General features: G+C 53.2%; 18 protein-coding genes. 10 read left to right on the forward strand and 8 right to left on the reverse strand.

Annotated features, from left to right (window positions below; translation table 11 throughout):
• The first annotated feature begins 1 nt into the window (after position 1).
• The 6 genes from KNP77_RS00810 to KNP77_RS00835 all read left to right on the forward strand — a co-directional run bounded on the left by KNP77_RS00810 (position 2) and on the right by KNP77_RS00835 (position 4,921).
• Positions 2-943, forward strand: coding sequence for an ABC transporter permease (locus KNP77_RS00810; RefSeq protein ID WP_214887816.1), 942 nt, complete (start codon positions 2-4; stop codon positions 941-943).
• The gene (locus KNP77_RS00815; protein WP_131465134.1) at positions 940-1,719 is read left to right on the forward strand and encodes an ABC transporter permease; all 780 of its coding nucleotides are present in this window, start codon (positions 940-942) and stop codon (positions 1,717-1,719) included. The genes KNP77_RS00810 and KNP77_RS00815 overlap by 4 nt, the downstream gene beginning before the upstream one ends.
• 18 nt (positions 1,720-1,737) lie before the next feature.
• On the forward strand, positions 1,738-2,508 hold the full coding sequence (locus tag KNP77_RS00820) for an ABC transporter ATP-binding protein (RefSeq protein ID WP_131440560.1): 771 nt from the start codon (positions 1,738-1,740) through the stop codon (positions 2,506-2,508).
• Positions 2,492-3,262 carry an ABC transporter ATP-binding protein gene (locus KNP77_RS00825; protein ID WP_070327335.1) on the forward strand — a complete coding sequence of 257 codons (771 nt, stop codon included), beginning with the start codon at positions 2,492-2,494 and terminating at the stop codon, positions 3,260-3,262. Before KNP77_RS00820 ends, KNP77_RS00825 begins: the two co-directional genes overlap by 17 nt.
• A complete protein-coding gene (locus KNP77_RS00830; RefSeq protein WP_214887819.1) occupies positions 3,249-4,562 on the forward strand; it encodes an MATE family efflux transporter in 1,314 nt (437 codons plus the stop codon). Before KNP77_RS00825 ends, KNP77_RS00830 begins: the two co-directional genes overlap by 14 nt.
• Positions 4,563-4,636: 74 nt before the next feature.
• Complete coding sequence (locus tag KNP77_RS00835) at positions 4,637-4,921, forward strand: hypothetical protein (protein ID WP_214887822.1); 285 nt, start codon at positions 4,637-4,639, stop codon at positions 4,919-4,921.
• Positions 4,922-4,961: 40 nt separating this feature from the next.
• Here KNP77_RS00835 and adhE read toward each other — a convergent pair whose 3' ends face one another.
• Positions 4,962-7,553: a bifunctional acetaldehyde-CoA/alcohol dehydrogenase gene (gene adhE / locus KNP77_RS00840; RefSeq protein ID WP_214887825.1), complete on the reverse strand. Its 2,592-nt coding sequence runs from the start codon at positions 7,551-7,553 to the stop codon at positions 4,962-4,964.
• Between the two features lie 386 nt (positions 7,554-7,939).
• On the opposite strand from adhE, the gene KNP77_RS00845 reads away from it, so the two are divergent.
• The 3 genes from KNP77_RS00845 to KNP77_RS00855 all read left to right on the forward strand — a co-directional run bounded on the left by KNP77_RS00845 (position 7,940) and on the right by KNP77_RS00855 (position 10,646).
• Positions 7,940-8,386: a MarR family winged helix-turn-helix transcriptional regulator gene (locus KNP77_RS00845; protein ID WP_070327337.1), complete on the forward strand. Its 447-nt coding sequence runs from the start codon at positions 7,940-7,942 to the stop codon at positions 8,384-8,386.
• A gap of 79 nt (positions 8,387-8,465) precedes the next feature.
• Positions 8,466-9,179: a YebC/PmpR family DNA-binding transcriptional regulator gene (locus KNP77_RS00850; protein ID WP_070327338.1), complete on the forward strand. Its 714-nt coding sequence runs from the start codon at positions 8,466-8,468 to the stop codon at positions 9,177-9,179.
• A 147-nt stretch (positions 9,180-9,326) separates the two neighbouring features.
• Entirely contained in the window at positions 9,327-10,646 is a 1,320-nt protein-coding gene (locus tag KNP77_RS00855; RefSeq protein ID WP_131443845.1) for a Na+/H+ antiporter family protein, read from the forward strand.
• A 148-nt stretch (positions 10,647-10,794) separates the two neighbouring features.
• On the opposite strand, the gene KNP77_RS00860 is transcribed toward KNP77_RS00855, so the two are convergent.
• The 6 genes from KNP77_RS00860 to KNP77_RS00885 form a co-directional block, all read right to left on the reverse strand.
• Complete coding sequence (locus KNP77_RS00860; RefSeq protein WP_214887828.1) at positions 10,795-12,246, reverse strand: glutamate synthase subunit beta; 1,452 nt, start codon at positions 12,244-12,246, stop codon at positions 10,795-10,797.
• Positions 12,243-16,682, reverse strand: a complete 4,440-nt coding sequence (gene gltB, locus KNP77_RS00865) for a glutamate synthase large subunit (protein WP_131505006.1) — start codon at positions 16,680-16,682, stop codon at positions 12,243-12,245. The genes KNP77_RS00860 and gltB overlap by 4 nt, the downstream gene beginning before the upstream one ends.
• 270 nt (positions 16,683-16,952) lie before the next feature.
• Positions 16,953-17,699, reverse strand: coding sequence for a TspO/MBR family protein (locus tag KNP77_RS00870; RefSeq protein WP_070327341.1), 747 nt, complete (start codon positions 17,697-17,699; stop codon positions 16,953-16,955).
• A gap of 122 nt (positions 17,700-17,821) precedes the next feature.
• Positions 17,822-18,634, reverse strand: coding sequence for an aldo/keto reductase (locus KNP77_RS00875; protein WP_214887830.1), 813 nt, complete (start codon positions 18,632-18,634; stop codon positions 17,822-17,824).
• A gap of 64 nt (positions 18,635-18,698) precedes the next feature.
• On the reverse strand, positions 18,699-19,496 hold the full coding sequence (locus KNP77_RS00880; RefSeq protein ID WP_071397415.1) for an ABC transporter permease subunit: 798 nt from the start codon (positions 19,494-19,496) through the stop codon (positions 18,699-18,701).
• The gene (locus KNP77_RS00885) at positions 19,497-20,369 is read right to left on the reverse strand and encodes an ABC transporter ATP-binding protein (RefSeq protein ID WP_201740699.1); all 873 of its coding nucleotides are present in this window, start codon (positions 20,367-20,369) and stop codon (positions 19,497-19,499) included.
• A gap of 111 nt (positions 20,370-20,480) precedes the next feature.
• On the opposite strand from KNP77_RS00885, the gene KNP77_RS00890 reads away from it, so the two are divergent.
• Positions 20,481-21,056, forward strand: a complete 576-nt coding sequence (locus KNP77_RS00890; RefSeq protein ID WP_251138856.1) for a TetR/AcrR family transcriptional regulator — start codon at positions 20,481-20,483, stop codon at positions 21,054-21,056.
• A gap of 36 nt (positions 21,057-21,092) precedes the next feature.
• Here KNP77_RS00890 and KNP77_RS00895 read toward each other — a convergent pair whose 3' ends face one another.
• Positions 21,093-22,208, reverse strand: a complete 1,116-nt coding sequence (locus KNP77_RS00895) for an NAD(P)/FAD-dependent oxidoreductase (protein ID WP_214887835.1) — start codon at positions 22,206-22,208, stop codon at positions 21,093-21,095.
• Positions 22,209-22,248 lie beyond the last annotated feature (40 nt).

Here is a 22,248-nt window from a genome sequence, read left to right on the forward strand (position 1 = left end):
TATGACGCGATTCGTGGCACGTAAATCGCTTGAGTGGGGACTAGCTTTTCTAGTCTTCACTTTTTTCAGTTTTTTGCTTCTCCGACTCGTCCCGGGAGATCCCGTCCTATACTTATTGAAGGTCGACGAACTGCAAGTCGATGTCGCCGAGATTGACCGCCTCCGCGAGGAGCTTGGCTTCACGGATCCGGTATGGGTCCAATACGTGAATTGGCTCTCTGAAATCGTTCGATTAAACTTAGGCGATTCACTCATCACCGGTCAGCCTATGACACAATTGTTTAAAAACAACTATGCCGCGACGTTCGAACTCGCGGCCGGAGGTCTCCTCGTGGCGATTGTGCTCGCCGTCCCGCTCGGTACCATCAGCGCTTTCCGACCAATGTCTGTCTTTTCCAAGCTAGCAACCGGATTGTCGATCGTCGGGTCATCGGTCCCTAGTTTTTTAATCGGCTTGTTTTTGATGTATGTATTCGCCGTGTCACTCCAATGGTTCCCTGTAATGGGACGAAACGGCTGGGACAGCCTCGTCTTACCGTCTTTGACGTTAGGCATTGCCGTTGGCGGCGTCTATATCCGGCTCATCCGCTCGACATTACTCGACGTGATGGCGGCTGATTACGTCGTGATAGCAAAAGTTCGGGGAATCCGTTCAAAAAAGTTACTGACGCGCTATATCGCCCGGGCCGCCTTGCCCCCTGTCATCTCGATGTTCGGCGTGAGCGTGGCGAGCCTCATGGGAGGAGTCGTCGTGCTCGAAGTGTTATTCGCTTATCCCGGGGTCGGCAAACTGATGGTGGATTCTGTTTTACGCCGTGATTTCCCCGTCTTGCAAGGGTATCTCGTCTTTACGACTTGTTTAGTCGTCAGTATCAATCTCGTGACCAACGTGATGTTACGTTTACTGCAGCCTCACCTCTATCGAAAGGATGTGTCCCGATGAAACAGCGCCGATTCATCATAAGCGGTTTGGCAATCTTCGTCGTGATGTATGCATTGACATCGATGGTCGACCCGTTCGCGACGAACGTGACGAATCGACTTGCCTCACCATCGCTGCATCATCTGCTCGGCACCGATCACCTAGGGCGAGACGTCTTGTCACGACTCCTTCTTGCAGGCGGGATCACGGTCGGTTTAAGTACCGTCATCATTCTCATCACAGCGACGGTCGGCATCATTCTTGGGACGATCAGCGGGTTCGTCTATCGCAAATTGGAGCGAATCGTCACAAAAGTGACAGATGCGACCATCATCTTTCCGGATACGGTGCTCGCCATCGTCCTCGCTGGAGTCCTAGGTCCGAGCATTCAAAGCCTTGTGCTCGCCATCAGTTTGATTAAGTGGACGTCCTATACACGACTCGTACACACGCTCGTCCTGCAAGAGAGCACGAAGGGACACGTCCTCGCTGCGCGCGTGAACGGTCTTTCGAAACCGAAAATCGCACTCCGGCACGTCCTTCCTGCCGTCTGTCCGCACATTCTTGTCGTCATGAGTCTTGACCTTGGAAAAGTCATCCTCTTGATTTCCGCCTTCTCCTTCATTGGACTAGGTGTTCAATTACCGTTACCAGAATGGGGGGGGATGATCAGTGAAGGACGACATTACCTTGCAACGAATCCGGCGCTCGTTTTTTGGCCGGCGTTCTGTATCGTGTTAACGATTATCGGGTCGACGAGACTCTCGACAAAACTGACACGTCATTCTCAAGTTTAAGCGTTAGGAGGCAACGTAATGTTAGTCATTGATCAACTTTCTATCAAGCATGACGAACGTCCACTTTTACAAGACGTCTCATTCGCCATCGAACGAAATGAGTGGGTCTGTCTCGTCGGCGCGAGCGGAAGCGGCAAATCACTTCTCGTCAAATCGATTTTGCAGATGCTTCCCAACACGCTTCAGACGACAGGTACAATTTATTGGAACGACCAAGAGATTGGGGATGCCAGTAAAACGTGTTCCATTTATGGGTGCGAGATTGGATACATCCCACAACATTACACGACGTCGTTCGCACCATTTTTGACGATGGATGAGCATATTCGGGACTTGTTCGAAAGTCATGACGAGGCATACGACAAAGACCGTATCCGCTCCGCCATGGCCGAGATTCATTTATCGGAAGAACTCCTCAATCGCTATCCGCTCGAACTGAGCGGTGGTCAACTTCAGCGGTTTTGCTTATTACTTGCGAGCATTCTTCAACCAACACTCATCATCGCGGACGAGATCACGAATGCGCTCGACGTGCTGACGGCTCGGCAAGTGACCGAATGGTTGAAGTCGATGATCGGTCAAACATCGAGCATGCTGTGGGTCACTCACGATTTAGCCGAAGCGATGACCTATGCCGATCACATCCTCGTCATGAAAAATGGGCGCATCGTTGACGCAGGAAATCGTGAGCACCTGATCGCCTCGGAGAACCCGTATACCAAGTCTTTGCTTCAAGCGGCACCGATTTTAAAACGAGAGGAACGACTCGAACATGTTATTACACGTTGAAAAAGTCTCGAAAAACTATGGTAGCCACTCTGTATTATGTGACGTCACGTTCACGGTTCAGGCTGGCGAATCGGTCGGCTTGATTGGGACGAGCGGTAGCGGAAAGAGCACCTTGTCTCGCTGTATACTCGGACTTGAGCTGGTTGACGCAGGACAGATTCAGCTATGTGATCTGTCTTGGCAGACCGCTTCATGTCGGGAAGTCACACAGATGAGGCAACGCATTCAAGCTGTGTTTCAAGACAGCGCCGAATCGTTCAACCCGAGATGGACGCTCGCAGATTCCATCTTGGAGCCGCTTCGTCATTTTCGTTTGATTGAACCGTACGATGAACGGGCCAAGTTAGAACACTTGTTTGACATCGTTCAACTTCCGCACACATGCATGGCCTCGTATCCTCGTGAATTGAGCGGAGGGCAAAAACAACGTGCCGCCATCGCCAGGTCTCTTAGCCTGAATCCTCAACTCATTCTTCTCGATGAGGCAACGACAGCACTGGACACCATCACGCAACATCACATCGTCGACATGCTAAAGTCCTATCATCGCGACCAGTCGATGGCATTTTTAATCATCTCCCACGATTTATCGGTCGTATCGAAACTGTGTGACCGTATCCTTGTCTTGTCCGAAGGGACGATCGTGGACTCTTTCAACGGCAATGAATTGTTTGATGACTCGCGCCATCCGTACACGATTGCATTGCGCGACGCCTTCGTCGAGAAGGGTCGGTTCTTGCATGGTGTCGACTAAATCATTTTGGCTCATCGCTTACCCGCTCGTGCTCGCCGGTTTCTCAACGCCGCTGCTTGGTGTCGTCGATACGATTGTAATTGCGAACACGGACGAATTGACCGCGATTGGTGCAGTCGCCGTCGGTGCGGTCGTCTTTAACACCCTTTATTGGCTGTTCGGCTTTCTAAAGATTAGTACGAGCGGATTCACAGCGCAAGCACTCGGTCAAAACGATTCAACACGCGTTCAAATGAGTTTGTTCCGGCCGCTCGTCATCGCGTTTGTTGTTGGAACAAGTTTTCTCTTGTTCCTGATCCCGATTCGCGAAACCGCCATTCATCTACTTGTAACGGATGCATCCATGGCCGACTCCGTTCGGACTTATATTACGACGCGACTTTACGCCGCTCCATTCGCGCTTGGTACGTACGTACTACTCGGCTGGCTGATTGGGCATGGGAGCGTGCGCACCGCCTTAGTCATCCAAGTCGGTGGCAACCTGATGAACATCATCTTAGACGTTTGGTTTATCCACGTGTTTTACGATCCGGTTGCCGGGATTGCTTTTGCGACGAGTTTGTCAGAAGTGATGACGTTTGGATTGGGTTGGCTGTTCGTACAAAGCCGTATCACGTTTTCCGCACAGATAAGCCGCGATTTGATGAACACGGGCGCTTATATTACTTATTTGACCGTCAACCGTGACTTGTTCATCCGTACCGTCTTCTTACTTCTCATGACGGGCTCGTTCACTGCACTTGGAGCCAAACAAGGCGTCGAGGCATTGAGTGTGAATGCCATCTTGTTTCAATTGCAGTATGTGATCGCTTATTGGTTCAGCGGCATCGGTCAAGCTTCCACCGTATTGATTGGGCGCGCAATCGGGCAAAAATCGAATGAAACCTATCGACTCACGGTTCAGATCGGCTCTCGGTTTATTTTGTGGTCAACGGTTATTATCACCGTACTACTGTCAGTGGCACAGGATGGAATCATTCACCTCTTCACGGAAGATATAGCGCTCCGCTCGACGATTGAGACGTATTATATGTGGATTATTTTGTATCCGTTCATCGGTGGTTTGGCCATGTTGTATGAAGGTGTCTTTGCCGGCATCGGAGACGCTCGGCCCGTCCGTAACTCACTCATCTATGCGTTTATCGTGTTTACGATTGTGGCCTTCTTGCTCGTCCCCTCCATCGGGAATCATGGGGTTTGGTTAGCTTTTCTTTGCTTCAGTCTCACACGGTCGCTCTCGTTGGCGATGAATGAACGCAGGAGACGAAATTGTCTGTTTTCGCCATCTCACCTTTCATAAAAATGGTATAGTGAAAAGATATTACAAAGTCGAAAGATAGAAATACGAAAACCCAAAGACGGTTGGTGCAATCTATGAATAATGTTTACAATCCGAATCAACAAATAAAGAAAAAGCGCTACCTGTGCGCTTTCCTCCTCCTCGCCTTGCTCAATACAGTACAACATGCATACGACATTGGTTTTGACGCATCCTCTCCGTACCGACTCGTCGGCGGTCTAGTTTTATATGCAATCTTGCTTTATTTTGGGCTGAGAAATAGAACGTGGGCTGAGATCGCGATCAAGTTTGTCGTCTGGTTCAACGTCACCGCTTTATCCGTCATCCTCCTGTTCATGGGACTTTCCTTAATTGCATGACAAAAGGCGACCACTCGTTGGAGTGATCGCCTTTTTTTGATTATACGCCTTCGTACGCCGCGTACATGATTTCTTTCAATTCTTCGACGAGCGGCATTTTCGGGTTCGCCGTCGTACATTGGTCTTCGAACGCGTCGACCGCCATTTTGTCGATTTTCGCATCGAGGTCCGCTTTCTTGATGCCTTGTGCTTTGAACGAGAGTTTGATGTTCAAGCGCTGTCCGAGCTCGATGATCGCTTGGACGAGTGACTCGACACCTTCTTCAGTCGTCTTCGCCGGGAGTCCGAGGAAGCGTGCGATTTCAGCGTAGCGCTCGTCAGCGATGAATGACTCATATTTCGGGAACGCCGCGAGTTTCGATGGGCGTGTCGCGTTGTAACGGATGACGTGCGGCATGAGGATCGCGTTCGTCCGACCGTGCGGCACGTGGAACTCGCCACCGATTTTGTGCGCGATCGAGTGGTTGATCCCGAGGAACGCGTTCGCGAATGCCATACCGGCCATCGTTGAGGCGTTGTGCACTTTTTGACGAGCTTCAGCGTCGCTTCCGTTTTCGTAAGCTTTCGGGAGGTAGTCGAAGATCATCTTCATCGAACGGAGGGCAAGTCCGTCTGTATAGTCGTTCGCCATGACCGATACGTACGCTTCGATTGCGTGTGTCAAGACGTCCATTCCTGTGTCAGCCGTGATTGAAGCCGGTACCGTCATAACGAACTCAGGGTCGATGATGGCGACGTCTGGTGTGATCGCGTAGTCGGCGATCGGGTATTTGACGTTCCGTTTTTTATCAGTGATGACCGTGAACGGTGTCACTTCTGAACCTGTACCTGACGTCGTCGGGATCGCGACGAACATCGACTTGTTGCCGAGCGTCGGGAACTTGTACGTCCGTTTGCGGATATCCATGAACTTCTGGCGAAGGTTTGAGAACTTCTCTTCTGGACGTTCGTAGAAGAGCCACATCCCTTTCGCGGCATCCATCGGTGATCCACCACCGAGCGCGATGATCATGTCCGGTTGGAATTGGCGCATCGCCTCAGCTCCGGCCATGACCGTCTCGACTGATGGGTCTGGCTCGACTTGGTCAAAGATGCGGTAGTCAACACCAGCCGGCAAGTTTTTGATGACTTTGTCAGCAAATCCGAGTTTGACCATCATTTCGTCTGTGACGATCATTGCCCGTTTTTTCGACGTGAGCGACTGCAAGTATTGAACCGAGTTTTTCTCGAAGTAAATTTTTTCAGGGACTTTAAACCATTGCATATTCACGCGACGTCTCGCCACCTTTTTCACGTTGAGTAGATGTTTCGCCGTCACGTTCTCAGAGACGGAGTTTTTACCGTACGACCCACAACCGAGTGTGAGTGATGGTGTCAGTTCGTTGTAAAGGTCACCGATACCGCCGTGTGCCGTTGGCGAGTTGACGATGATACGGCAAGCTTTCATGCGAAGTCCGAACGCGAGGATCGCGTCGTCGTCTGTCGAGTGGATTGCGGCCGTATGGCCGAGACCACCGATTTCAAGCATTTTCTCAGCGATCGCGAAGCCTTCTTCTCGTGATTGAACTTTATAAGCGCCGAGCACCGGGCTGAGCTTCTCGTGTGAGAGCAGTTCTGTCGCGCCGACCGTCTCGAGTTCAGCGATCAAGATTTTCGTGTCGGCCGGGACGCTGAGTCCAGCTTTCTCGGCGATCCATGCTGCCGGTTTCCCGACGATCTCAGGGTTGACCGCACATGTGTCTGTCTTGATGACGAGTGTTTCGAGTTTGGCCTTTTCTTCTGGTGAGCAGAAGTAGCAGCCGAGCGCTGTCATTTCACGTTTCACGTCTTCATATACTTCTTGGTCGACGATGATCGCTTGTTCTGACGCACAAATCATGCCGTTATCGAACGTTTTCGATAAGATGACGTCCGAGATGGCGCGTTTCACTTTCGCTGTCTTGTCGATATAAGCCGGGACGTTACCAGGTCCGACGCCGAGCGCTGGTTTACCTGTCGAGTAAGCCGACTTCACCATTGCCGCGCCGCCTGTTGCGAGTACCATGGCCACGCCTGGGTGGTTCATGAGTGCTTTCGTCGCGTCGAGTGACGGTTTTTCGACCCATTGGATCAAATGTTCCGGCGCACCTGCTGCGATTGCTGCGTCACGAAGGACGCGGGCCGCTGCACTTGAACATTGTTGTGCTGACGGGTGGAAGCCGAAAATGATCGGGTTACGTGTTTTGATAGCGATGATCGCTTTGAACATCGTCGTTGATGTCGGGTTCGTGACCGGTGTGACCCCGGCGACGACACCGACCGGCTCGGCGATGTACGTGATGCCGTTTTGCTCATCGTCTTCGATGACGCCGACTGTTTTCTCACCGCGAAGTGAGTTGAAAATATATTCTGTCGCAAAGATATTTTTGATCATCTTGTCTTCAAACACACCGCGACCTGTTTCTTCATATGCATGTTTAGCGAGTACGACGTGTTGCTCGAGTCCGGCTAACGCCATCGCTTGGACGATCGTGTCGATTTTCTCTTGGTCAAACGTCATCACCGTGTCGAGTGCCGTGTGCGCTTGCTTGACGAGCGTGTCGACCATCTGTTCTGCTGATGTTTCCACTACTGCTTTCTCTTTAACTGCCATGTTGGTTTCCTCCTCATGAATGAGAGCTGATCTTCTGACTTGATGGAGAGCACGGGATAATCGGTTTGCCTGATAAGAGTTTGTGCTTTCCTTCACATTCATAGAATACACCGTTTCATTCAATTTGTGCGTGACAACAATGTGAACTCTTTCACAATATTTTTTTGCTGTTTGAGGATAGGTCTTGATTTTTACAGATCAGCTCAGTAAAATCGTATGCGTTTTCATGAAAACAAGGACAAACCCATATGTAAACGCTTACATTGTTTGTGTCGTTAGTTTGGCGGAATCGGTGTGTAAATGCTCACAGTCCGATGATTGCTCGTCCACCCCGCCTGTGGTCGTGTATAATGAAGAAAGAACCTGACTAGGAAGTGACTATGACTATGCCAAGACAAGATGCAGCCGATCAGTTTGTGAAACTGATCCCGTTAATCAGAAGAAAACTGCTCCGCCGCTCCGACCTCCCGCAAATTCCGAACTTAAACTTCTCTCACTTTCATCTACTGATGTTGATCGAGGATGAAGGCGCGGTCACGAACGGACAAATTAGTGAGACGTTATCGATTGCCCCGCCGAACGTGACGCCGCTCATCACGAAGCTCGTCGACGAAGGATATATTACACGTGTCCCTGACGAGCGCGACCGCCGTGTCATCTGGAACCAATTGACCGACCAAGGAGAGCGCGTTCTCCTCGAGCGGCGCGACTCGTTTCGGCGCCTGTTCGAGGATCGGTTAGCGTTCCTCGATGAGGATGAGACCGACCGCTTGATCGACAGTTTAAAGACGCTGACCGAGATCGTTGAGAAGATGGACAAGAGCGAGGGATGATTTTCTCTCGTCAACGCTCGCTTCTTCTTATATAATCGACAGTGAATCTATCGAACAATGGAAAGTGAGATGACACGTAATGGGTCGTAAATGGAACAACATTAAAGAGAAAAAGGCGTCTAAAGACGCCAATACGAGTCGTATCTACGCGAAGTTCGGCCGCGAGATCTACATCGTCGCCCGCCAAGGTGAACCTGATCCGGAATTGAACCAATCGCTCAAGTTCGTCGTCGAGCGCGCGAAGACGTATAACGTCCCGAAAGCGATCATCGACCGGGCCATCGACAAAGCGAAAGGCGGCGACGAAGAGAACTTCGACGAACTCCGCTATGAGGGCTTTGGGCCGAGCGGGTCGATGCTCATCGTCGACACGCTCACGAACAACGTCAACCGGACCGCCTCTGAAGTTCGGGCCGCGTTCGGCAAGAACGGTGGTAACATGGGCGTCAGCGGGTCGGTCGCGTATATGTTCGATGCGACGGCCGTCATCGGTGTCGGCGGGATGACAGCAGACGACGTGCTCGAACTCATGATGGAGCACGACCTCGATGTCCGTGACGTCATCGAAGAAGACGAGACGGTCATCGTCTATGCCGAGCCGGAAGAATTCCATGCCGTCCAGACCGCGTTCAAAGCGGCGGGTGTGGAGACGTTCGAAGTCGCCGAGCTGACGATGCTACCGCAAAACGAAGTCGAACTCGACGAAGCGTCGAAAGAGCAATTCGAGAAACTACTCGACGTACTCGAAGACTTAGAAGACGTTCGTCAGGTGTACCATAACGTCGAACTATGATGAAGAAGCGATAACTTTTCGAAGTTGTCGCTTTTTTTGTTTTCATGATTTGACAAGTCATAAAACGTATGTTAAATTTCAAAAGTCTTTATCGTATTAAAGTGATAACAAGAGAAAGAACTTATGATTCGAAAGGTGTTGGAACTCATGAATGCTGTATTATTAGCTGTCATTGTCTTATTTGCTCTCGCGATCAGTCGTGTCCATATCGTCTTATCGCTCATCCTCGCCGCCATCGTCGGTGGACTTGTCGGAGGACTCGGTTTCAACGACACGTTGACCGCTTTCAGCGACGGGCTTGGTGGCGGTGCCACGATCGCCCTCAGCTACGCCCTGCTCGGTGCGTTCGCTGTCGGCTTGTCAAAGACCGGCCTGCCTGATGTCCTGGCTGAACGGTTGATCAGCATGTCTGGCCGTGATGTGACCGGCAAGAGTGTCGGTCGCGTCAAAGCGTTACTGCTGTCGCTGCTGCTCTTACTCGCTATCAGCTCACAGAACGTCTTACCGATCCACATCGCCTTCATCCCGATCGTCGTACCGCCGTTACTCGTCTTGTTCAATGAGTTGAAACTCGATCGCCGGCTCGTCGCGACGATCCTCACGTTCGGGCTTGTCACACCGTACATGTTGCTACCGGTCGGCTTCGGCGGCATCTACTTGAACGAGATTTTGCTCCCGAACGTCGAGACGAACGGGATGGCCGTCGGTGACGTCAATATCGTCAGCATCATGGCCATCCCGGCACTCGGGATGCTCGTTGGACTCATCACCGCTTTCTTCCACTACCGGAAACCGCGGTCGTATGAAACGATCCAACTCGGTCCGAGCGACTATGAGGTCCGCACGTTGAGCAACATGAAGATTTGGTTGACGGCGATCGTCGTCTTGGTCGTCTTGGTCGTTCAATTGCAGACCGAATCGATGATCGCTTCGGCCGTGACCGGTTTGATCCTGTTGACGCTCTTCCGTCTCATCCCTTGGTCAGAAGCGGACGATATCTTTACGAGCGGCATGCGCATGATGGCCTTCATCGGTTTCGTCATGATCGCTGCGAGCGGATTCGCCGCCGTCATCCGTGAAACAGGTGCGATTGAACCGCTCGTGAGCGGAGCAAGCAATTTGATGGGTGACTCGCAGTTCCTCGCCGCCCTCGTCATGCTCCTCGTCGGTCTCGTCATCACACTCGGTATCGGCTCGAGCTTTTCGACCATACCGATCATCGCCGCCATCTTCGTGCCGTTATGTATCCAGTACGGTTTCTCGGTCGAGGCGACGATCGCCATCATCGGAACGGCCGGAGCACTCGGTGACGCCGGTAGCCCGGCGAGTGATTCGACGCTCGGACCGACGAGCGGTTTGAACGCGGACGGGCAACACGACCACTTGCGCGAGACGGTCTGGCCGACGTTCCTCCACTACAACATCCCGCTCATCGTCTTCGGCTTGATCGCCGCGATGGTGCTGTAATCACTTCCGGTTACGCCGCGCGTAAATCGTGCCGAGCAAGACGAGCACGAGTAAAAACCAAAACCCGGTATACATGAGGACTTCTGTTAGCATCTCTGACTCCTCCTATTGATCAATCTAAAAAGGAGCGACATCGCGTCGCTCCTTTTTATGATGAAGTTTTTAGACGAGATTGACAAGCCTCCAAGTAAGCGTCGACCGTTTCGGCGACTTCTCGCCCTTCGCGGATCGCCCAGACGATCAAGCTTTGTCCGCGTCTCGCGTCCCCGGCGACGAAGACGCCGTCCACGTTCGAAACGTAGTCTTGCTTCGCTTCGACGCCAAGTTTGCGTAATTCGGATTCAGGACGTTCAAAACCGATGGCGACGAGGACGAGGTCGGCCGGATACGTCTTAACTGAATCTTCGACGACGAAGAACGTCGCCTGACCGTCCGGCTTGACGATCTTTTCCATCCGTTCCGTCTCGATGCCGGCGACGCGACCGTCTTGGCTAATAACTCGGTTTGAGCGGATCAAATACGTTCTCGGGTCATGCTCATAACGTTCGATCGCCTCGGCGTAAGCATAATCGACCGAAAGCGTGTCTGGTTGAAGTGGCCACGGACGTTCTGGCGCCCGGAACATGCCTTTTTCCGGGTGTTTGCCGAACTGTGTGATCGATTTCGCACCTTGGCGGATCGCTGTGGCGACACAATCGGCCCCGGTGTCACCGCCACCGATGACGATGACGTCTTTCCCGGCCGCGTCATACTGTGCGTCGATCATTTTTCCGCCGAGCACCCGTGTCGACTCGGTCAAATAGTCCATCGCCGGTTCGACGCCGGTCGCGTCGTCCCCTTCGATCCCGAGCGTTCGCTGTTTCTGCGCCCCCGTCGCGAGGATGACGGCATCAAACTTGTGGCGGAGTGACTCGACCGTCACATCAACACCGACGTTGACACCTGTCTTAAAGCGGATTCCTTCCGCCGCGAGCAAGTGAATCCGGCGCCGGACGACGTCTTTATCAAGCTTCATGTTTGGGATCCCGTAAAACAACAACCCGCCCGCCTCGTCAGCTTTTTCATACACAGTGACGTGATGACCGATTTGATTCAACTGGTCCGCCGCAGCGAGACCCGCTGGACCGCTGCCGATGATGGCGACCGAGCGTCCGGTCCGCATCTGGACGAGGCGCGGCTGGACCCACCCTTCTTCGAACGCGCGGTCGATAATCGTCCGTTCGATCGATTTGATGGCGACCGGGTCCTCGCTGATGCCGAGCGTACACGACCCTTCACATGGGGCCGGACAAACGCGGCCCGTGAACTCTGGGAAGTTGTTCGTTTCCATCAACCGCTCGTAAGCACGATACCAGTCTTGGTCCGAGACGAGCTTGTTCCATTCCGGAATCAAGTTGTGGATCGGGCACCCGATCGTCTCTTGCCCGATCATGTCACCGACGTGACAAAACGGGGTCCCGCAGTCCATGCAGCGCTCGGCCTGCTTGACGATCGGTTCATCGTCCATCCGGGATGCATATTCATCATAGTCACGTATCCGCTCGAGCACTGTCCGCTCAGGGAGCGTCTCACGTGGGATATCGATAAATTTATGTCTCATACTACGCCTCCTTCAGTCACGACCCGGAACAGTTCGAGGGCACGGTCTGCCTCGTTCAGTTCCGGACGAGTGGCTTCAATTTGACGCATGACGTCAAGTACGTTCGCATAATCGCGAGGTACGATTTTGACGAAGCGCTTCCGCTCGTCATCGAACGACTCGAGGATACGACTCGCTTTCACACTATCCGTGTGGAATTGATGCATCTCGAGCAGCGTGTAAATCTGTTCTGTGTCCTCATCGGTCAACTCGCGTTCGACCGCTACGAGTTCCGTGTTGACGAGTTGGTCATAGTCTTGGTCACCGTATAGGAAGGCGACACCTCCGGACATCCCGGCCGCGAAGTTGCGGCCGACCGTTCCTAGGACGACGACCGTCCCACCGGTCATATATTCACACCCGTGATCCCCGACGCCTTCAGTGACGGTGACGGCACCTGAGTTTCGGACCGCGAACCGTTCCCCCGTGTGTCCGTTGAAGAATGCCATCCCCGATGTCGCCCCGTACAGGCAGACGTTGCCGGCGATGATTTGTTCGCTCTCGTCGAACGGGGCATGTTTCTCAGCGATGACCGCGAGTTTCCCGCCGCTCAACCCTTTTCCGACATAATCGTTCGCATCCCCGATCACAGAGATCGTGATGCCATGAGGAAGAAATGCGCCTAAACTTTGTCCGGCCGATCCGCTCAGTCGGAGTGAGATCGTATCTTCAGCCAAACCGATGTTGCCGTGAACTTTCGTCACTTCGTAGCCGAGCATCGTCCCGACGGCCCGGTCCGTATTGCGGACCCGCCCGACGAAGAACGTCGGTTGAAGCGATTTAATCGAACGCGATACGGCTGGGATCAATTTCCGATGGTCATACGACTGAAAAGCCGGATGAGCTAACTCTTCCTTCCCCGGTAACGCTGTCGGGACCGATAACATCGGTGTCAAATCGAGCATTTTCGCTTTCGCGTGCTCCTGTTTCCAGGCGCTCTCTTCTAGCAAGTCCGTTCGGCCGATGACCTCACCGATCGTCTTCGCGCCGAGCGAGGCGAGTATTTCGCGCACTTCTTCGGCGAGGAACGTCATGAGATTGACGACGTGTTCCGGTTTACCCATGAACTTTTGGCGAAGCGCCGGGTCTTGTGTCGCGACGCCGACCGGACACGTGTCCAGATGACAGGCCCGCATCATGATACAGCCGAGCACGACGAGCGGTGCCGTCGCGAACGCGTATTCCTCCGCCCCAAAGATGGCGGCGAGGACGATATCGCGTCCGGTCATGAGCTTGCCGTCCGTCTCGAGCGTGACGCGACCGCGAAGTCCGTTCAATGCGAGCGTCTGGTGTGTCTCAAGCAATCCGAGCTCCCAAGGAAGACCCGTATGCTTGATCGACGTCCGAGGCGAAGCCCCTGTCCCGCCATCGTAGCCGCTGATGACGATCGTGTCGGCGTTCGCTTTGGCGACGCCGGCCGCAATTGTTCCGACACCGGATTTCGAGACGAGCTTGACGCTCACTTTTGCTTTCGGATTGACGTGCTTCAAGTCAAAGATCAACTGGGCCAAGTCTTCGATCGAGTAGATGTCATGGTGCGGTGGCGGCGAGATGAGCCCGACACCTGGGACTGAGCCGCGCACTTCGGCGACCCACGGGTAGACTTTATTGCCCGGCAACTGCCCACCTTCCCCTGGTTTCGCACCTTGCGCCATCTTGATTTGGATCTCATCGGCATGATACAAATATTCGGCCGTGACACCAAATCGTCCACTTGCCACTTGTTTGATCCGACTGATGCGCTCGTTCCCGTCCGCGTCAGGAGTGAAGCGGTTACGGTTTTCGCCGCCTTCACCTGAGTTGCTCTTCCCGCCGATCCGGTTCATGGCGATGGCGAGCGTCTCATGTGCCTCTTTCGACAGGGAGCCGAACGACATCGCGCCCGTCTTGAAACGGCTGACGATCGAGGCGACCGATTCGACCTCGTCGATCGGGATAGGCTCTTGCGATTTAAAGTCGAACAACTGTCTTAAAAATTGACCGGATGCTTCGTGCTGTTTGACGTAAGCGTCATAGTAACGGCGTTCGTTCTCGCGGCATGCCCGTTGCAACAAGTGAATCGACTTAGGGTTAAAGGCGTGCTCTTCTCCGTCGGCTCGCCACTGGAAATCTGCTCCTGCTTCAAGCGGACGGTCACGGCTAAATGCCGATTCGTGCTGACGCCGTGATTCTGCTTCGAGCTCCTTGAACCCGATCCCGGACAGTTGTGACGTCGTCCCGCGGAAATGACGGTCGATCAATGCGCGGTCGATGCCGACCGCCTCAAAAATTTGTGCTCCCCGGTAACTTTGCACGGTCGAGATTCCCATCTTCGACATAATTTTGACGATTCCATCGACTGCAGCCGTTTGATAGCGGCGGATCGCTTCTTCGACCGAGAACGAAATCAATCCGGCTTCTACCGCTTCGGCGATCGTCGCGTACACTAAATACGGATAGACCGCATCGGCCCCGTATCCGATCAAAGCGGCGGCTTGGTGCACTTCTCTCACTTCTCCGCTTTCAGCGATGAGACTGCATGACGCCCGTAAGTTCGACCGAATCAAATGTTGATGGACCGCGCTCATGACGAGCAGGGCCGGCATCGCGAGCGATGACTCGGACATGTCACGGTCAGACAAGACGATGACTTCAGCCCCATCTCGGACGGCCGCATCGACACGTTCAAACAATGACTCGAGCGAACGTTCGAGGTCTGTTTCATACGTTGTCGTGATGCGGACGACGTTCATTTTCAACTTCACCGCCTCGACTGTCGCCGCGTCAATGATCGGATGTTCGAGCCAGACGCGGCGGGCGTGTCCCCGACCGGTATGAACCGGATTCGCTTGAGGACCGAGCCAAGTGAACGTCGCCGTGACGATTTTCTCGCGCAACGCGTCGATCGGAGGGTTTGTCACTTGGGCGAAGTGTTGCTTAAAGTAATGGAACAGCGACCGCGGTCGCTCTGACAAGACCGCGACCGGTTGGTCATGGCCCATCGAGCCGATCGGATCTTTTTTCTCGAGGATGAGCGGCACGAGATATTGCTCGATATCCTCTTTCGTGTATCCGAACGCCCGTTGTTTACGGTGCACCTGTTCGACGACCGGTTCATTCACAGGCTGGTCCGCAATCGTCGTCATCTGCTTCAACCATTTCCCGTACGGTTCGGCCCGGGCGATCGTCTGTTTGATCTCTGCGTCTGGAATGAGACGTTTCGATTCCAAGTCGATGAGGAGGAGCTGCCCGGGACGGAGACGCTGCTTCGTCTTGACGTTCTCCGCATGGACCGGGATGACCCCGCTCTCAGACGACAGGATGAGTTCCCCGTCCATCGTCTCGATATAACGCATCGGCCGCAAGCCGTTCCGGTCCAAGATTGCCCCGATTTGACGCCCGTCCGTGAAGACGACGCCCGTCGGTCCATCCCACGGCTCCATAATCGACGAATGGTACTGATAAAAGTCTTTTTTGAACGGATCCATCGATACTTCGGCGAACGGCTCAGGGATGAGCATCATCGCCGTGTGTGCGATCGAACGACCGGTCCGAGTGAAGAACTCGAACGCGTTGTCGAGCATCGAGGAGTCACTGCCCGTTTCTTGGAGCACGGGGAACAGTTCGTTCACATCATCGAACAGGTCGGTCGAGGTCACACCTTCGCGGGCACGCATCGCATCGATGTTCCCGCGTAACGTGTTGATCTCACCGTTATGCACGATCATCCGGTTCGGATGGGCCCGCTCCCATGACGGGAACGTGTTCGTCGAGAACCGTGAATGGACGATCCCGAACGTGCTCTTATAAGCCGGCGATTGCAGATCGAGATAAAACCGCTCAATCTGGATCGGCGTCAACATCCCTTTATAAACGATCGTCTTCGTCGACAGGCTCGGAAGATAAAGGTTTAATTCGTCTGTTTTCTCGATCATCCGGCGAAGCTGATAGAGCGAGCGTTCGTTTGAATCGTAGTCCGCGAACGGGCACGACACGAACCATTGATAAATCGTCGGTTGTGTCACCCGAGCGTGTTCACCGATCGCCAAACTGTCGACCGGTACTTCCCGCCAGGCGATTGTCGCGAAATCGAGTTCATCGGCGAGTCGCTCCATTTGTTGTTGCTTGTCGCGCAGCTTTGTCTCGTTCGGTTGGAAGAACACCATGCCGACCGCATAGCCCCCCGGCGCTGGCAAGTTCATCGTCTGAGTGAATAACTCGTGGGGCAGCTCGGTCATGATGCCGGCCCCGTCACCAGCGTCGATGACGCCTTGCCCACCTCTATGTTCGAGCTTACAGAGCATCGATAGCGATTTGCTGACGATATCGTGCTTTGTTTCTCCCATTAAATTGACATATAACCCAATACCGCATGCATCTTTTTCGAATCGTGGATCGTACAAACTTGTTCGCTCCATCGAATCAGCCCCTCTCTATCCATCTTGTTCGTAATTTTTATTCTGTTCTAAATATTCTGAAAAATCAAGTATGTTGAATGAATTTTTGCATAACGGTAACGGAGTGAATATTTTTTGAAAGCGGATACATATTTGATATCAAGGGATTTATAAAAACAACTTATAATCTATAATGAATATTTATCCATCAAATATATTTATGTATAGGTTCATCAGAACTTGTTATTCCCAAAGAAAAAGATAGCCCGTTTTAGGCTATCTTTTTGCTTGTCATACTGTTTTTCTGGAGTGATGCAAAAACGAACGCGGCCGTTTCCAAATGATCAAGCCGACGTAACCGAGCGCGAGCACGATGAGCGCGCTCACGAGGACGACGTAAAGCGTCCCGTTGTCGATTCGGGCGAAGATGCCCACATACGCCCAGGCGAAGACAAGCGGGTAGATGAAGTCGCGGTGCCACCACATGAACACCAAAGCGAGGACGACCCCGACCATGAGCATGAGTGACGTCCATGCCAACTCATCTAAGCCGAGCAACGTCGTAATCCGTTCCGTCTTCATGACGATGAAGACGTTAACGATCGTCGCGACCGACACCCAACCGAGGTAAACCGAGAATGGGAAACGGTCAAGCCAGCTCGTCGACGTGCGGAAGGCGATGTAATACAACCAAGCGAGCGTCGCTAAAAACGCCGCCATGACGACGAGCGAGGCGATGAACCACTCGTTTGTGAATGCGAGCAGCCAAAGACCGTTCAAAATACACGACACGAGAAAACCTGCCTTCATCCGGTTAGCCTGTCGGTTCGCGACCGACCCTTTCTTCAATTGGAGTACGAGCCATACTGCGAGCGCGACGTAAATGAGTCCCCAAATCGAGAAAGCGTATCCGGCCGGCTTGAAATAAATATCGATCCGGTCTGACACGGCCGCGTTATTACCGCTCGCGAAGTAGTTGATGACGACTGTCGCTAAAAACGCCAGCCAGTTGACTAAAGGCCATTTTGACAAGTCCATAAATAGGATCTTCCGAAGAAGACCTGACACCTCCTTTATTAACATAGTATTCTATACCCGTGTGTCTCTGCTCATACACAAGCGAAATGAAAAAGAGACTCAAATAATGAGTCTCAATCGGTTTAAAATTCAATAGTGTCAGGGTCTGGACCGATGCGTTCATGTGTCGCGACCGCATCGATTTTCGCCATATCGTCAGCATCGAGTGTGAAGTCGAAGACGTTGAAGTTTTCTTCGATCCGGTGTGGTGTGACCGATTTCGGCAAGGCGACGTTCCCTGTCTCTAAGTGCCAACGGAGGACGACTTGAGCCGGTGTCTTCCCATACTTGTCAGCGATTTCGGCAAACACCGGGACATCGAGGAATTTTCCTTGCATGAGCGGGCTCCACGCCTCGATTTGAATGCCTTCATCTTGGCAGTACTCGACGAGGTCCGGTTGAGGGAGTTGCGGATGAAGTTCGACTTGGTTGATGAGTGGCGTCATCAGACCCGCTTCTTTCAACGCTTCAAGATGATGCTCTTTGAAGTTCGACACCCCGATCGCCTTGATTCTCCCGGCCTCGTACAGGTCGATCAAATCTTTCCATGCCTCGACGAACCCGTCGACTGGCCAATGGAGAAGACAGAGATCTAAATAGTCCGTCTCGAGGCGAGCGAGCGACTCGTCGAACGCATCCTTCGTCCGTCCTTGACGGATATCCTCGTTCCAAATCTTCGACGTCAAAAAGATGTCGGCGCGGTTGACGCCTGAAGTCATAATCCCTTTGGCGACGCCTTCTTCGTTTTTATAGACGGCCGCCGTATCGATGTGACGGTACCCGACTTTCAACGCCTCGGCGACAGCTTGCGGCGCCTCGGTCTCATTGTCTACTTGCCAGACGCCAAATCCGATCATCGGGATTTGAACGCCGTTTCGTAACGTTGCGAGTTGCATAAATCATTCCCCTTTCTAATCTGTCGAGCTGATTGTAACATACCCGACATCTTATTCCGAAAAACTAAATCGTCAAGTCTTTCCGTGTGAACCAGCCATAGCAGGAGACGATGATCAACACGTTCAGCGCTGTCAGCCAAAACAACGACAACCAAACCGAATCGCCTTGAATCAATGCGTTTGCGTCAAATAGAGAGAAGATCGACAGGTTTCGCAACCAGTCGAGTTGATCGCTGAAGCCTGAGAAGATGTTGGCAATCAAGAAGATTGAAAAGATGCCGCCTGTGACCATGTACGACCGGGTGCTGTCATCGAACAGGCTCGCGAGCACGTAAGCGAGCGACCCGAGGACGAGCAAGATGAGACCGGCGTTGAGTTGCAACGTCCACAACAGACCGCTATCGATGTTTAAGTCGAACAACACGTTCGCGAGCATGAGGCTGAGCCCGTTCAACCCGACGAACAAGACGGTCGCGATGACCAGCAAGGCGATACTCGCCGTCACGTAGCCGCTTCTTGAGATCGGGGCCGCCATGTAGAGCATGACCTCGCCCGAGTCGACCGGTTTGGCCATGAGCCTTGACGCGAACGTCAACGCGAACAAGATGGCGAGCACGTAGAAGATGAGCCCATAATAGTTCCCGGCGAGCAGGTTGATGACGTTGTCCATCGCGAGATTCGGGTCGATCTTGAACACGTCGAGCAGCTCTGGCGGTAGTGAATCGAGCTTCCCTTCGATCAGGCCGGTCTCTTGAATCGATGGGAAGATGGCCGCCAAGAAGAACAAGTACACACTCGTCCCGAGCGCGTAACCTAATATCCAACCCCGATTTTGCTTGAACAGTGACGATACGAGTACCATTTAAGTCGCCTCCCCGTAATATTGCATGAACATGTGCTCGAGTTCGTCGGTGCCGCTCGTCAAAGACGCGATGTCGTGACGGGCGAGTAGCTCGATCAAGCCGTTCAACTCTTCTGACGTCGATAACGATACCGTGACGAATGTCTGTTCACGTGTCCCGATCTGTTCGCTCAATTTGATCGCCGCCGCCTCGTCTTTCATGCCGATGCGATACGTCTTTTTGCTTCGCCGTTTCAGTTCCGCCATCTCTTCTTCGATGATCATCCGGCCGTCGCGGATGAGGGCGGCCCGGTCACACGTCTTCTCCATTTCCGGGAAGTGGTGCGAGCTCATCAAAATCGCTTTCCCGGCTGCTTTTTCAGCGAGCACCCAGTCGACGAGACGCTCTTGCATGAGCGGGTCGAGCCCGCTCGTCGGCTCGTCGAGGACATACACAGGAACGTCTTTCATGAAACACGTGACGATGGCGAGTTTTTGCTTCATCCCTTTCGACATCTTCCGGACTTTCAAACCCGTATCGAAAGCGAACACGTCGAGCAATTGACGCTCCCGCTCCGCACTCGTCACGTGAAGGCGTCTCGTCAGACGAATGACTTCTTCCCCGGTCATGTCTTGCGGATAGTTGATCTCACCTGGCAAATAGCCGACGAGCGCCTTCACCGTCTCGGTCTCCTTCCAGCAGTCATGCCCCATCACGGTCGCTTTCCCTGAGTCGGCGTGGAGCAGTCCCATCAAATGACGAATCGTCGTCGACTTCCCGGCCCCGTTCGGACCGATGAAGCCGAAAACGGTGCCGGGCTCGACACGGAACGAGACGTCGAAAATACCGTGCGTCTGGTCAAACCGTTTCGTCAACTTCTCAATTTGGATCATTTCGCCCTCTCCTTTTTGAAATATAAACATGATATGATTACAAAACTAGTATATCACGTTATTTTTTGAAATGGAAATGGTATATTGATTACAAAACAATGGAGAAGAGGGATGAAGGTGGACGGTTTTACGAAACGGACGGAGACGAAACAACGGGCCATACTTGACGCCGCCAAGTCGCTGATGAGCGAGAAGCAGTCACGCTTCACGATCAGTGAACTTGCCCGCTCTGCCTCAGTCTCACCTGTCTCAATTTACAATTACTTCGGCTCGAAGGAACAAGTCGTCCTTCAAGTGCTCACGCGTCTGACCGAAGATGAGATGGGCTGGATCGAGGAGCGCATCGGGGAACACATCCCGTTCGAGGAGTTACTGATTGAGATATTAAGACGGAAAATTGAATCAGCGGCATTGTTCGATGACGCGGTGTTATCAATCGTCACGGCCGACCCGTCATGGCAACAACTCGCGGCCCGTGGCTATGCCGCGTTTCGAAGCTTGATCGAGTACGGCAAGACGACCGGGGCGATCGACCCAGACGTATCGACCGATGCTTACCTTCGTTACGTTCGCTTGATGCAACAGGCAGTTTTATCAGATCCAGATTTCGCGTCGCACGAAATGACCGAGACGATGAAGGAGTATTTTCATTTTTTCTTGCACGGGATCATGCGACGAAGCCGTTAAAACAGGCGACAATCCGCGGATTGTCGCCTGTTTCGTTCACTGCAGTTGTCGGTAGACATGGTCTTCTATCGGATAAAGCGACAGATCAAGTTCGCAGTCTCCCGTCAGCACCAAGTCTGCAAGTACTTTGCCGATAAACGGGCCGACCGTCAAGCCCGATGAACCGAGACCGTTGGCGACGAGTAATTTCTCTGCCCCCGGCACACGACCGAGAATCGGGATCGAGTTCGGTGTGACCGGACGGAAACCGACACGCGTCTCGATCAATTCGGCTTCTGCTAAGCCAGGCGCCGACTCTAGACCTTTTGCGAGCACTTCATGGACACCGACCGCCGTCGGGCGTGCGTCGAACGCCTTACCCCGCTCATGCGTCGAACCGATGACGACCCGACCCCCTTCGAACCCGAGCAAATACCGGCGTCGCGGCGGCATGACGACCGGCCAATCTGACGCATCGACGTTTGGTAACTGGACGTGGACGATTTGCGCTTTCTCCCCCGAGACGCGTGCCGTATAACCGATCGGCTCGAGCAGTTCAGGCAACCAGGCCCCACACGCCAAAATGATTTCGTCCGCGTCGTAGCGGACGCCGTCACATTCGACGTGATAGCCGTCTTCTTCGACGAGAACGGCAGAGCCGTCGATAAGTTTCACGCCACGTTTGACGGCGACACGTTCAAGCGCCGCGCGCAACTTCTCGCCATCGACGCGGGCCCCGCCCTCGACGAGGAGCGCATCGTATTCATCTGACAGCGGTGGGAAAAGAACTTTCGCCTCTTCAATCGACAGTCGAGTCAACTCACCGATCTCTGGTGCCTCTTCCCGGCGCAGCGTCGTCCGCTCAAGCATCTCGTTCAACTTCTTGTCTTCATGCAACGCGAGCGTCCCGACGCGTTTATAGCCGGTATCACGCTCACCCTCATTCATTAACTCGGCGACGACGTCTCTATAATAGCGAGCACCTCCTTTGGCGAGCGCGTACCAGGCTTTATTGCGGCGTTGGGCGATCCACGGACAGACGATGCCTGCGGCCGCGTCGGTCGCCCGGCCCACTTCTTTTCGATCGATGACGGTGACGTCGGCTTTCCCGGCCAAATGATAGGCAGCCGAGATGCCGACGATGCCCGAACCGATGATAATAATTTTTTTCATAAGTTTCGCCCCCTTTAATCGCGAGGGCGGTCACATCCTT

The sequence above is a fragment of the Exiguobacterium sp. s142 genome (assembly GCF_018618455.1).
In the GTDB taxonomy this organism is placed as follows: domain Bacteria; phylum Bacillota; class Bacilli; order Exiguobacteriales; family Exiguobacteriaceae; genus Exiguobacterium; species Exiguobacterium aurantiacum_A.